The organism is Dyella solisilvae, from assembly GCF_003351225.1.
Classification (GTDB): domain Bacteria; phylum Pseudomonadota; class Gammaproteobacteria; order Xanthomonadales; family Rhodanobacteraceae; genus Dyella; species Dyella solisilvae.
The window spans coordinates 91,761-104,738 of sequence record NZ_QQSY01000001.1 but is presented as its reverse complement, the minus strand read 5'-3'; the positions used below and the strand labels follow the sequence as shown (position 1 = coordinate 104,738).

Annotated in this window: 13 protein-coding genes; 3 read left to right on the top strand and 10 right to left on the bottom strand. The window is 60.5% G+C overall.

Translation table 11 applies throughout. The features are described from left to right. Positions 1-66 precede the first annotated feature (66 nt). From DVT68_RS00415 to DVT68_RS00405, 3 genes are all read right to left on the bottom strand, one after another. Positions 67-795 carry a LytR/AlgR family response regulator transcription factor gene (locus tag DVT68_RS00415; protein ID WP_114823105.1) on the bottom strand — a complete coding sequence of 243 codons (729 nt, stop codon included), beginning with the start codon at positions 793-795 and terminating at the stop codon, positions 67-69. Beyond that, positions 795-1,871, bottom strand: a complete 1,077-nt coding sequence (locus DVT68_RS00410) for a sensor histidine kinase (protein WP_158543427.1) — start codon at positions 1,869-1,871, stop codon at positions 795-797. The genes DVT68_RS00415 and DVT68_RS00410 overlap by 1 nt, the downstream gene beginning before the upstream one ends. A gap of 102 nt (positions 1,872-1,973) precedes the next feature. Next, entirely contained in the window at positions 1,974-2,336 is a 363-nt protein-coding gene (locus tag DVT68_RS00405; protein ID WP_114823103.1) for a winged helix-turn-helix transcriptional regulator, read from the bottom strand. 84 nt (positions 2,337-2,420) lie between these two features. On the opposite strand from DVT68_RS00405, the gene DVT68_RS00400 reads away from it, so the two are divergent. The 3 genes from DVT68_RS00400 (at position 2,421) to DVT68_RS00385 (ending at position 6,232) form a co-directional block, all read left to right on the top strand. Next, positions 2,421-3,155, top strand: a complete 735-nt coding sequence (locus DVT68_RS00400; RefSeq protein WP_114823102.1) for an SDR family NAD(P)-dependent oxidoreductase — start codon at positions 2,421-2,423, stop codon at positions 3,153-3,155. Between the two features lie 412 nt (positions 3,156-3,567). Continuing rightward, positions 3,568-5,532, top strand: coding sequence for a M61 family metallopeptidase (locus tag DVT68_RS00390; RefSeq protein WP_114823100.1), 1,965 nt, complete (start codon positions 3,568-3,570; stop codon positions 5,530-5,532). A gap of 16 nt (positions 5,533-5,548) precedes the next feature. Then, positions 5,549-6,232: an HD domain-containing protein gene (locus DVT68_RS00385; protein WP_114823099.1), complete on the top strand. Its 684-nt coding sequence runs from the start codon at positions 5,549-5,551 to the stop codon at positions 6,230-6,232. Positions 6,233-6,384: 152 nt separating this feature from the next. Here the strand turns inward: DVT68_RS00385 and DVT68_RS00380 are convergent, their stop codons facing one another. From DVT68_RS00380 to DVT68_RS00345, 7 genes are all read right to left on the bottom strand, one after another. Further along, on the bottom strand, positions 6,385-7,224 hold the full coding sequence (locus DVT68_RS00380; protein ID WP_114823098.1) for a helix-turn-helix domain-containing protein: 840 nt from the start codon (positions 7,222-7,224) through the stop codon (positions 6,385-6,387). Positions 7,225-7,373: 149 nt separating this feature from the next. Then, positions 7,374-8,096: a DJ-1/PfpI family protein gene (locus DVT68_RS00375; protein WP_114823097.1), complete on the bottom strand. Its 723-nt coding sequence runs from the start codon at positions 8,094-8,096 to the stop codon at positions 7,374-7,376. A gap of 358 nt (positions 8,097-8,454) precedes the next feature. Further along, positions 8,455-9,285 (bottom strand): CPBP family intramembrane glutamic endopeptidase, encoded by an 831-nt coding sequence (locus DVT68_RS00365; RefSeq protein ID WP_158543426.1) that lies wholly within the window; start codon positions 9,283-9,285, stop codon positions 8,455-8,457. 266 nt (positions 9,286-9,551) lie between these two features. After that, entirely contained in the window at positions 9,552-10,109 is a 558-nt protein-coding gene (locus DVT68_RS00360) for a carboxymuconolactone decarboxylase family protein (protein WP_114823095.1), read from the bottom strand. 333 nt (positions 10,110-10,442) lie between these two features. Further along, positions 10,443-11,543: an NADH:flavin oxidoreductase/NADH oxidase gene (locus tag DVT68_RS00355; RefSeq protein WP_114823094.1), complete on the bottom strand. Its 1,101-nt coding sequence runs from the start codon at positions 11,541-11,543 to the stop codon at positions 10,443-10,445. A 205-nt stretch (positions 11,544-11,748) separates the two neighbouring features. Continuing rightward, positions 11,749-12,252: an SRPBCC domain-containing protein gene (locus tag DVT68_RS00350; protein WP_114823093.1), complete on the bottom strand. Its 504-nt coding sequence runs from the start codon at positions 12,250-12,252 to the stop codon at positions 11,749-11,751. A gap of 54 nt (positions 12,253-12,306) precedes the next feature. Further along, positions 12,307-12,906: an NADPH-dependent F420 reductase gene (locus tag DVT68_RS00345; protein WP_114823092.1), complete on the bottom strand. Its 600-nt coding sequence runs from the start codon at positions 12,904-12,906 to the stop codon at positions 12,307-12,309. Between the last annotated feature and the right edge of the window lie 72 nt (positions 12,907-12,978).

The following is a 12,978-nucleotide window of genomic DNA, read 5'->3' as shown; positions in this document are numbered from 1 at the left end:
GAACGGATCGGGTATGCCTAGAGAGCTTGCGGCCAGCCGTGCTCCGCATGCGCCAGATGGCCTGACTCAGCTCGCGCCAAATTGGAACAACGCCTGTCGCAGGGCTTGCGTGTACGTTCGACTGACCCGTAGCGCGGTGCCATCGGTGAGCCGAATCATGGCATCCCGATTGGTCAGCGCTTGAATCTGTGCGACTCGTGAGACACGCACGATGGTGGAGCGATGGATGCGTACGAATTGGTCGGGATCGAGACGCGAAGCCAGCTTGTGCAAGGGTTCCCGCAGCAAAAGCGTCCGTGGGCCAAGGTGGAGCGTCGCGTAATCACCGTCAGCCTCGATCCAGTCCACATGGGCGATGTCGACCACCTCCTCACGGGCGCCAACCCGAACAGTGAACCTCGAAGGTTGCGAGGGTGTTGTGCTCCTATGGGGGCGGGCAAGCCATGCCTCTTTTGCCCGAGCGACGGATTCAGAAAATCGATCGTCGTCGATGGGCTTGAGTAAGTAGTCCAGTGCGCGCACCTGAAACGCCTGGATGGCAAACTGATCAAACGCGCTGACGAAGATCACGATGGGGCGATGCTCCCACGGAAGCATCGCCACCGCGGATAGGCCGTCAAGTGCGGGCATGGCGATGTCGATAAAGACCAGGTCGGGCTTGAGCTCGTTCATGGCCGACACGGCGCTGGCGCCGTCCGCCGCCTCGCCAACCACAGTCATGTCCTCCTCCCGAGCGAGGCGGGCGATGATGCCGCGACGCGCCAGAGGCTCGTCATCCACCACTAAAACACGCATCAAGACGCCTCGGAATAAGGGTGAGTGACGAAGGGGATTCGGACCGTCACGGTGACATCTTCCTGGCCCTGTTTGATGGACAGCGCGTCGGTGTCGCCATAGAGCTTGGAGAGCCTCGCCTGGATATTGCTCAAGCCAATCCCTTGGCCATCGAGTGACGGTGAAGCACTTTCGCGCCACGTGCCGTCGCTTCTCACCCGCACACAGAGATGGTCGCCATGGCGCGATGCATCGACATCGATACGACCACCTTCAGGTCGCATGGCTACCCCATGCCGAATGGCGTTTTCCAGCAGGGGCTGCATGAAAAGCCATGGGACGCGGCACAGCATGACTTCAGGTCCGACTTGCATGGTGATCGACAGGCGATCGCCCAGGCGCGCGCGCTCGATATCCAGATAGGACGCGGTGGCGTTCAATTCTTCCGCCAGTGAAACTTCGTGTCTCCCGTCGCCAATCAGGGTAAGCCGCAGGAAGTCGCCCAGACGGGCGATCATTCGGGCGGCCTGATCCGTGTGTCGTTCGACGACAAGCGTCGATATGGCATTAAGCGCGTTGAACAGGAAGTGCGGTTGCAATTGATAGCGGAGTGCAATGAGCTCGGCATCCCGGGCAAGCGCCACGGCTTGTTCTTCCCGCTCCCGCCGTTTCATGGCCAGGATGCTGTAGCCAGCCACCCAATACAGCGCCGCGAAGATGATCAGCAGGAACCAGCTGCCTTGCATGCGAATAAGCAGGGCAGGCCATAGCGGGGCAGGTCGTATCAGGCCAAGCCGGGTTGCCAATTCATATTGCGGAATCGAAACCAGCATCGCCAGCAGGAAGCTGGTCAACATCAGCAATGCTACGGCCACGCTGAAGCGCAAGTTCGCACGCCAGGTAGAGCGCAAGATCCAGGCAAAGGGGAATGCGGCCAGGCTGTATGCGAGCCATAGCAGCAAGTCGAAAAGTGCCTGCCGCGGAGCGTCGTGGATGACGGCCAGGGCGCCAATGCTGCTGGCAAGCGTGCAGGGCCCCCATCCGATCACCAAAGTGAGCAACCGGGAAGGTGACTCCGGAGCCTGGTGGGCATCCATTCGAACTTGCGTTAGGGGCATGGGCTCACGCAGTGCGATCAGCGCTTCGCTCGCAAGATGTCGCGGATGGCAGCGAGTCAGCGCCGGTAGATTAGACCTACTCTACGGCGACGCGTCGCGCTTGGCGAAGATGCTAGCCATTTCCGACGCGTTCTCCGTTCCCCACGTGCATAGCGGGACGATCGCTTCGGCCAGGCTGCGACCAAGCGGGGTTAGTGCGTAGTCCACGCGCGGTGGCACCTCCTTGTAGTCGGTCCGCGCCAGTACGTGATCGGCCTCAAGATCCTTCAACTGTTGGATCAGCACTTTGTCGCTGACGCCGTCGATCAAGCGCTTGATCTCGCCGTAGCGCTTCGGGCCGTTCCGAAGGAAAAACAGGATCAGCGGTTTCCACTTGCCAGAGATGATGCGCAGGGTGGCGTTGAGCCCGCAGCCGGTATCGCAGATTTCAGGAGGCGTTGTCATATTTGATACTTACCAAAAAGTGCATACTTGTCCAAAGGTAATCAGCACCACATGCTTGGGCAACCCCAACCAGGCATCCATGACATGACCCGACTTAATGGAAAGACCGCCGTGATCACCGGTGGCGCCACCGGTATCGGTTTCGCTGCGGCGAAGCGCTTCATTGACGAGGGCGCCTTCGTCTTCATCTTCGGCCGCCGGCAGGAAGCGCTCGACGCCGCCGTGGCCAAGCTCGGCCCCAATGCTCGCGCAGTGAAGGGCTCGGTTTCCGACCTGGTCGACCTCGACCGGCTCTACGCGGCAGTGAAGGCCGAGCGCGGAACTCTCGATATCGTCTTCGCCAATGCCGGGGCGGGAAGCCAGCTTCCGCTCGGGGCGATCACTGCCGAGCACATTGACGAAACCTTCGACACCAATGTGAAGGGCACGATCTTCACGGTCCAGAAGGCGCTGCCACTGATGGGCCAGGGCGGCTCGATCATCCTGACCGGATCTAGCGCCGGCACCACCGGCGCCCCGGCAATGAGCGCATACAGCGCGAGCAAGGCGGCAGTGCGCAACCTCGCGCGAACCTGGGCGGAGGACCTGAAGGGCACCGGCATCCGGGTAAACGTACTGTCGCCCGGGGCGACGGCGACCGAACTCGCGAAGGAAGCGCTGGGCGAGGAGGGGCAGAAGGTCTTCGCTTCGATGACTCCGCTCCAGCGCATGGCCGATCCGGCGGAGATCGGGGCCGCTGCTGCCTTTCTCGCGTCGCCGGACAGCAGCTTCATGACTGCCAGCGAGCTCGCTGTCGACGGCGGCCTTGCGCAGCTCTGAAACGCCACGGCCATCCAGTCACTCCATGGGATATTCGGAGCACCTTGGGCGACGCAGGCCCAGGAAGGGCGATACGATCGCGTCGCTCAGGTACAAGTACTGACCAACCTCGATCCCATGATTCGGCTCACCGATAGCGCCGCGCACGGGTCTGTCGAACCTCCGCGCAGGCCCTGCGCCAAGCGCCGTTCCAATTCGGCGCGAGCCAAGCCAGGCCATCCGCCGCATTCGGAGCACGGCTGGCCGCAATCTCTCTAGGCATACCCGACCCGTTCGCCCTCCAATGGCACTCTTCTTCCCTTGGAGCATTCGGATGAACCCCGTCATACGCTTCACCAGCATCATAGAAAGACAGATGAGTTCAATATCCGGTTCTAAGCTGGGCTGAATTTGAACGGCAAAGGGACTCGATATGATCAAAGCACTGGCGAGTACTTTTCTGATCGTGCTCGGGCTGCCAACGCTGGCAGTCGCGAGCACATCGCCCGATGTCTGGCCGCTGCCCAAGGCCGTCACACCGCCGCCAGCGATCGAAGCACCCCGCGACGTCGCGTATCCGGGCGTGATCCGCCTCGAGATCGACGCGACTGACGTTGCGCGGGGCATTCACCGGATCCACGAAACGGTGCCGGTGCAAGGCGGTCAGCGCTTGACGCTCTTGTTTCCGGAATGGATTCCGGGCGACCCGGTGCCGCCCAACGCGCTCGACCAACTCGCCGGCTTGGTGGTCAGGGCGGCCGGCGCCCCGCTGACGTGGCGCCGCGACCCGGCTGAAGCCGCCGCATTTCAGGTTGACGTGCCCGCGGGCGCCAAAGAAGTCGAACTCAACTTCCAGTTTCTCGTTCCCTCGGAGCAACGCGTCGGCCCGGTCCTCGCAACCCCGACGATGCTCGACCTGCAGTGGCAAAGCCACGTGCTATATCCGGCCGGCTACTACGCGCGCCGCATCATGGTCGCTCCGACGGTGACGCTACCCGCAAATTGGCAGTTCGCCTCGTCGCTTGAAGGCGCCCAACGTTCGGGTGATGTCCTGAAATTCGCGCCCACATCGCTCGACACACTTGTGGATTCGCCGGTGATGGCCGCGCGCTGGTTGAAGCAATACTCGCTCAGCGAGAACCCGGTCCCGGTGCGCCTGGATATCGCTGCCGACACGGAGGCCGGTCTCGTGGTGCCGGACGAGGCCATCGACCGATATCGGCGCGAGGTGGCGCAGGCCTATAAATTGTTCGGCGGCCGGCATTTCGGCCATTACGACCTGATGGTATGGCTGTCAAACGACTTCGGCCCGAGCTATTTCGAGCAGCGTCAATCCGGTGAGAACCAACTGCCGGCAGACTTCTTCAGCAACAAAGAGCGTTTCTCCAGCCGATGGGGCGTTCCCTTCCACGGGTATGTGCATTCCTGGAACGGCCTTTTTCGAGTGCCCGCACCCATGTGGCCGGCCAACTTCAACACGCCGCCGCAAGAGTCGCTGCTGTGGGTCTTCGAAGGCCTGACGGTCTATTGGAACGGCGTGCTCGATGCTCGATCGGGCATCACCACCCTTCCGGAGGCCGTGGCATCGTGGGAGGGAGTGGCGTCGGACTTTGCGGTGCGCCCGGGGATGCAGTGGCGCACGCTTCAAGACGCGTCAGACGAGGTTCTCATCCAGCACGGCAACGCCAACCTCTGGCCGGATGGACGGCGCCAATCCTGGCCGGATTGGCAGCTGGGCGTAATCGACGCTTACTCACAGGGGGAGTTGGTCTGGCTGGACATCGACACGCTGATCCGCGAGCGCAGTGGCGGCCGCAAATCGCTGGACGACTTTGCGCGCGGATTTTTCGGTGTCCGCGACGGCAGCCTGGTGGCGGCGCCCTATACGTTCGAAGATCTCGTCGCCGGCCTCAACGCCGTACTGCCCTACGATTGGGAGACGTTCCTTCGCGCCCGCGTGGACAGCGTCGCCGCCACCGCCGACCTCGATGGCATTACACGCGGTGGCTATAGGCTGAGCTGGACGGACCAACCGTCTCCTCAGCAGTTGGCGACCGAGCAGCGCAGCGGAGTGATCGACCTGCGCTATTCGCTGGGGATGACTCTCGACAAGGATGGAACGGTCACCGCAGTCACCTGGGATGGGCCGGCCTGGCATGCGGGCATCGTGGCAGGGGCGAAGGTGCAGTCGGTCAATGGCGCTCCTTACAGTGCTGAGGCATTGAAGACCGCCGTCATCGCCGCGCGCAACGGCGGCAAGATCGACCTGCAGGTCGTGCGAGGTGTAACGACGCAAGCGTTGTCGGTGGCGTGGACCGGTGGTCCGAGATATCCGCATCTTGAGCGAGTACCCGGGGTTGCCGCGATCCTTGACGACATTCTTGCGCCTCGTCAATGAAGGAGTGAGGACTGCCATGTCGTACCTTAAGTTGGTGCTGTGTTTCTCAGCTCTTGCTGTCATGACTCTGAGCGCACCGGTTGGCGCAGCGCCAGGCGCGACAGCGTCCGACTGGCGCCAGAGGGTGGACGAATTCGCGGCGGAGCATTTCAAGCATCCGGCCTGGGGATATTCCCACTCTGTTCGCGACTACCGTCTTGCGCATGAGTTGGCCGAGTCCGATCACGTGCAACTCGATGACGATGTCTTGTTCGCAGCAGCCTACCTTCACGACATGGGGATGTTTCCTCCATGGCGGGATCCCAAGCGTGACCATGCGGACGTGGCGGCCGACACCGTTGCATCAGTCCTCAAGGACACCGGCTTTCCGATGGAGAAGATCGCCAAAGTTCAAGGCGCCATCCGAACCCACATGTATGACAGGACGCCGCAAGGCGCCGAAGCGTTATATCTGCACGATGCCGACGCACTCGACTGGCTGGGCGCGATCGGAGCGGCGAGAATATTGGCCTTGATCGACGCGAATGGCGGAAAGCCGCAAGGACCCGAGGTGATCCCCATGCTCACCTCCAATCTGGCGGAGGTTCCCGGCCACGTCCTCTCTCCTGCTGGACGCGCGCGCGTGCCGGCGCGCAAGGCAGAATTGGAGCAGTTTCTCCACGTACTGCGCAACGAAACTGACAACCTCAGAGATTTCTAGGCGATCGGCGATGCGACCGTTTCCTCAGATTCGGCTCGGCTGGCAGCGCCTGAACGTCTGGCTCTGAGTGGTTTCTCTCCGATCTTGTCTGTGCATTGGCAGAGGAACTGCGCGGAGGGGCGGCCATGGTCCTGATGGATGGTGCGCCACCATCAATTGGCCAGCATTTGAAGGTGCCTCTTTTCCGTGGCCTCATCAGTAGGGAACAGACACTCAACGCGAAGCTCTTGTGCACCGATCGTTTGCGGGGTTCCCACGGTCGTGACCATCGAGAAGTAATTCATGGTCGTCCCATCCTTTATGAAGCTCAATGGTATAACCGGTGAGCGAGGGGCCTGGCCTAAATCAGTAGCCGCCATCCACTGAGGCTTGACGTCGGGATAGGCGCCAAGTGCCTGTAGAAGCTCTCGCGTCTTGTCGTCGATGACACGCCCAATCGATTCGCCTTTCACGCGCTGGATCAAGCTGCGGGCAGCCTGATCCCAGTTGGCAACGAATGGACGCATCCCCTTGGGATCAAAGATCAGGTGGAGCATGTTGCGCGGCTTTGGGTGCAATGACATGTCGATGAAGCAACCAAAGAAGCGAGGCGTCGATTCGTTGGCCAGCAAGATATTCCAGTACCGATCCATGACCAGGGCAGGAAAGGGTGCGTGCTGGCCAAGCATGCGATCCAGGGCTTTATAGATGCCCTGCATCTCCGCGGCGTCAAGTGGACCATCAGAATACATGGCTGCATACCCGGCCGCCTGCAACAGCGCATTTCGCTCCCGGAAAGGGACATCGAGCGCCTGGGCCATGTCAGTGAGCGTCTGGCGACTAGGCACGCTTCGTCCACTCTCGATGAAGCTTATGTGGCGCTGCGAAATACCCGTGTCGAGAGAGACCTCAAGCTGACTCTTGCCACGGGTACGACGCCAGTACCGCAGCAGGACGCCTAGCTCATTCTGAGCTAGCGCACTTTGGGTGCGTTCGGGGTGCGCTGCATTCATGATGCTGTTTACCTTTTGACTGCCTTGGTCGTTTTCACATCATCCTTCGATGGGCACGCGTGCGCGATGGCACGTGGCCAGGTAGGACGCATGGCCCAAGAGTGCTTTCTTCGATGGATGCTCGAGCAGTAGTCCATGCCGGGTCCACCCTAGTGGGCAGTGCGGACGACATGCATCGATGATGCTTGATAGCGCCTACCGGCATCCATGCGCCGCGCAGTGATGGCCTTGGCGTGCTCGGTCACTGTGTGCAGAACGTCCGGTGGAGCGGTCCCTGGGGATCCGGCGGTAAACGACGTTTGCGGATCGTAAGCCATGTAAAGCTGGATCTCTTGCGCCGATTGAACGCCACGAAGCATGGATACAACCACGAGCGAGCCATCGATGCCGGCAGTGACGCCGCCGGTGCTGATCAGGTCTCCATCAACAACTACACGGTCGTTCACTGGAATAGCGCCATAGAGTGGAAGGACCCCCATGGCGGTCCAGTGAGTCGTGGCACGCTTGCCCTCGAGAAGTCCCGCTGCTCCACAGAGCAATGCGCCCGTGCACACCGAAAAGATATAGCGGGCATGGCGGGCCTGTGACCGGATAAAACCGATGACTTCTTCATCATCCATGAGTGCTTCCTGTCCGTGTCCGCCCGGCACCAGCAGGACATCGAGCTGAGGGGCCTGGCTTAAGGAGAGGTCGGGGAGGAAGCGAAGGCCGTACAGGTCGCGCACGGGGCCGGTGTCTTTGGCGAAACTTTTGAACGTTGAGTTGGGGACCCTGGAAAGGGCCTCGAAGGGGCCGGTGAAATCACACTGATCCATGTCGTCGTAGATGAAGGCGCCGATGGTCAGATGAGTCTCGGGGTCAATGTTGTGCATGTCGGCAGGGTCCGCCAGGCTTCATTGGATAGTGATCTCACTGCCCATACTTTCCGGAGCGTGAGGAACGAATGAAATTTTCATTGGCTACGCACACTCGCTTCAGGGGGCTAACGATGTATCGATTTGGCCGAGGGAATTCGAGGGTGGATTAAGTGCCATGGCGCGGCGCCGTGAAGCGCACTTCACCATGGTTTTTTGCCTTGGATGAATTCAGTGGGCTGTCCAGGCGTGCGCCTGAAAATCTGGCTCCAGCGGCGGCGTAACACTTCCGATGTAATTGGTGATGGTCGATGCTGCCACGATCACCTACTCGTCCCTTGGCGTATGGAACAGGACATGTAATTGGCAATGGACGTCAGTCGCTGGCGTGCGTGGCTTGGGTCCTTGAATGTCGGGTGGCAATGAGAAGGAACGACAGCGCCAACATGACTGCGAGAAAGGCAAACAAGCTGCCTTCGGGACCAACCGCGCCTCCGGTTATCCAGGTCGAGCCATGAGGGTTGAAGTCGAACAGGTGCCCTTCGTCCAAATAGCCACTACCCGCAGCACCGAACAACGGAGCGCTGGCCCAATTCCAGCCGGTGTGATATCCGACTGACCACCACAACGAACGTGTGCGATAGACGGCGTAAGCAAGCAGGGCACCCTGGGCGCCAAGACGAACGAGCCATATGGCGCTCGCTCCCGGGTTACCTATGTGCACCATGGAGAACATGAGGCCGGAAATGACGATGGCAGCTTTCCAACCGAAAAAACGCTCCGCCACCAGGAGGATCGCCGCTCGTCCATACAACTCTTCCCCCAGCGCTCCGACAGCATCGGATGCGAGCCAGCCGCCGCCATAGAAGAGCGCAGAGACCACTGATTCGCCGGAGGCGGAGATGATTGCATCGCCCAGGCCCGCAATGCTCAGTATGGCGAATACCATGACAACCAAACCAGTGAGTAGGCCGATCGCAAAATGGCGTACTCCTGCTCGGTCCCTCAACGGAAAGCCATCGCAAGGCCTTCCGAGCAACACTAATACGGCCGCTACCAATAGGGCGTTCCAGATCAATCTGAAAACCATCAGACCCGCATAGTTGGCTAGCGACATCTGACCGTTCGTAGAAAAGGTTAGCTCGGCCAATCGCTGCAGTGGCGACCATGTGGCACGTTCGACTGGGTCCTGAAGAAAATAGGCCATGAGGATCACCCCCAGGGCCAGCCATGCCCTGGGTTGGCGCCAACTCCGAGTCGAGTGATCCATCAGTCGTGCTCCGGTCTGTTCATGTATGTCTTCCACCAGTGACGAGGATCCTCAGCACGCGTTGAGGTGAGACGCGTCTGACATAACCTCGGGCGCCTACAAGGCGATCGATCTGGAGTGTCAAAACGCATCGCAAGACGGGTGCACAAGGGGCGGTGCAGTGACGCGCACCGCCCCTTGGCGTTTCCTTGTCGGTAGACCAATCAATAGGCCGTCCAGGCATGCGGCTGGAAATTTTCTTCCAGCGGCGGGTGCGTGATGCTGGCGGTGTAGTTGGTGATGGTCGATGCGGCCACGATGGCCACGACTTCCAGCAACTGATTGGGGCTGAAACCCGCCTGCAGGAACACGTCCTTGTCATGCGTATTGAGTCGACCACGCTTTTCAATGAGCGTCTTGGCCAGTCGCGACAAGGCCGCAAACTGGGGATCTTTGGGCAGATCGCCATCACGGATCGCCTGAACGTCGGTCGCTGGCACGCCCTTGTTGATGGCCAAGTAGGAATGGAAGGCCGCGGCCCAAGTGCTGCCATTTGTAACGGCATCAGTGAGAAGCACCGTTTCGATTTGCGGCTCAGAGAAGCTCTTGCCATCGCCATGCACCTGATGGAAGAGCGCAACCAGGCTGTTGATGAGAACCGGCGAAGTTGCCATGGCGGCAGCGATGTTGGGAACGAATCCAAAGGCGGACTGCAGGCCTTCCAGCGCGGGCTTGGACGCTTCAGGAGCGGATTTCAACGTGTGAATGGGAAAGTTGGACATGGCTTTAATCTCGCAAGTAGGTGGGGGAGGGCTCGGGAAGGTTTCCCGAGTGGGACTCACTATGCGAGATGGGCTGTCTCTGCTCAATTACGTCGGAGGTAATTAAAACCTGGCTGTTGGTCATCCACGGAATAAGACGTCGTTGAACTGGCTCCTTAAGGGTCTGAAGATGCACGTAGGCGGCGAATTATTCGTCATGACCACCCTTGGCATTGACCTGACGCACGTCGGCGCGGCCGTGGCCCTTTGGTGGTTTGCGGCTGGCAGTACATCCATCGACAGTCGTCTTGTCGTCCATTCTGTGGAGGTTGCCATTCCCACAACACAGCGCATTCAAGCGAACAGCTTTTGCAGCCGGCTCGGTGGGGCGCGAAGATATTGGTTTGGCGCCCGGACTTGAGCGCCGAAGTGAGCGGCAGCATGCCACGGCCAACGAGGGTCAAAGAGCATGGCCCGAGCGAGTGCGACCAGGTCGGCGTCTCCCGCGCTGAGTATGGATTCGGCTTGCTCGAACTCAGTGATCAGGCCGACCGCGACCACTGGGAGTGTCGTTGCCTGCTTCACCGCCCTTGCAAGCGGGACCTGATAACCTGGGCCGATCGGAATCTGCTGGGCCGGGCTGGAGCCGCCGCTTGAGACATTGATCGCGGCGCAGCCTCTCGCCTCCAGTGCTCTGACGAAGGCGATCGTGTCCTCGACAGACCATCCACCATCTACCCAGTCAGTAGCAGACACCCGCATCGTAACTGGGCGGTCGTGCGCAAACGCGTCTCGCACGGCATCAAAAACTTCGAGCGGAAAGCGCATTCGGTTTTCCACTGAGCCGCCGTATTCGTCATCCCGCTGGTTTGAGAGGGGTGAGAGGAACTGATGCAGTAAATAGCCATGCGCGCCGAGAATCTGTATGAAGTCCAGCCCGAGCACTGAGGCGCGTCGTGCTGCGGCCGCAAAAGCGTTGCGAATGGCCACCAGGCCATCCCGGTCGAGGGCGATGGGGGGAGTCTCACCGGTCGCGACGGCGAGCGGCGAGGGGGCGTACGTGCTCCAGCCATTTGCCTGACCAGATGGAATCTGTGCGCCACCCTCCCATAGCTTCTGTCGAGATCCTTTTCGGCCAGCATGATTGAGCTGGATTCCAATCGGTATGTCTGACCACCGCCGAACGCCGCGCAGCACGCTCGCCATGGCGGCCTGGCTCTCATCCGAATAGAGCCCCACGTCGGCATAGGTGGTGCGTCCCTCCGGGGTAACAGCCGTCCCCTCAATGGTTAGCGCTGCCGCGCCCGATATCGCCAACTGGCCCAGGTGCATCAGGTGCCAATCGCCCATCTGTCCGTCCTTGGCCGAGTACTGGGCCATCGGGGCGATCACGATGCGATTGGCTAATGCCAGGTTGCCGACTCGTGTTGGCGTAAAAAGTACTGACTGACTCATGAGATTTTCATCCGAAGTGATTTTGCGTCGTTTACCTGTCTTTTGATGACGGGGACAGGAACCTTCAGCGCCTACTACGATTCATTCATGGCGCTCAGCGCAGGAACCCGTCAGGCCAATGCCCGCTGTCGAGCCTGTCACGAGCGCCTTGCGGCCCTTCAGGTTGATATGCATGGCAGGCGTCTCTTGAAATTGAGGAGCTGGATCAACCGGCGTGCCGAGCCGCCTCCGCTTCGGCGGCACGCGCAAGACACTCGACCCATTCCTGGTGGTAGCGATAAAGAGCCCCCGGATGTTGGCGGCCGATCACTTCGAGGAAAAAATCACCTTGCTGCGTCTCCTCTGTCAGCACATGACATCCGTCCTTCGTCGGCGTGATGACCCAGCCGTGGTACGCGCTTGAGCTGGTCTCGTCACCATCGACCGTTGACGACCACGCAAGGCGCTGTCCGGGTACACATTCGGTGACCGTCAACGACATCGGATAGCCGACTGTCACGCGTTGGTATCGTGTGCCCAACGTCAATTCAGGCTCGCCGGACAGGATCTTGACCTGGTCTTCGGCGGGGAAGTAACGCGCCCAATTCTCCGCTTCGACCAGCAGCTTCCAAACGACCTCGGGAGGCGCTTTCACATCGATGTCGTTGAGCGCATAGATGGCCGATATTCTCGGGTCGAATCGCGCGGGCCAAATGACTCTGTTGATCATGTCTGGAATCTCTGCGAGGGGAGTGGAGTACTGGCTTCGATGGCTCGGGTCGCCTTAGTCGGACTTGATCAGGTCCTGGAAAATCAGCGGAGCCCAGCTACGCCCTCGCGCCTGGACGAGCGAGCCGCCCTCGTTGAGCTTGCCCAGCCAGATGGACGCAAAGCCGAGTTGTTCGACCAGCGCTTTCACTGGCGGCGCAGCGCCTTCGTCGTCACCCGACAGGAATACGACTCGGCGGCCGCCATTGACGCTGGGGTCGGCGCCAAGAACGGCGGCAGGTAGATGGTTGAACCCCTTCACGAATGCGGCGCCTGGAAACGCCCTGGCGATCACGGAAGACGACGCAAGCCCACCCAGATCCTCAACGGGGATGCCGAAGGCATTTGTAACGTCGATGAGCGTCTTGCCGTGCCAAGTCGGCATGGCTTTGGCGACCGCCCGGTGTTCCCAGAACGGAACAGCCAGGAAGATGGTGTCGGCATGGACGGCATCGCGAAGTGACACGGGGGTTACCATGGGACCGATCGCTTGCGCCTTCGGCGCAAGGGCGTCCGGCGCTCGACGACTGGCGACAGCCACTTCGATGTTCTTCCGGGCGAAAGCGCGTGCGAGAGCCTGGCCGACTTCTCCGAACCCGATGATGGAATGGCGCATGGAATCGCTCCTACTCAGTTGGATTGAGCAGGATGGTAATTACGGTTTGATGGGATGATAATTCGCCATCAC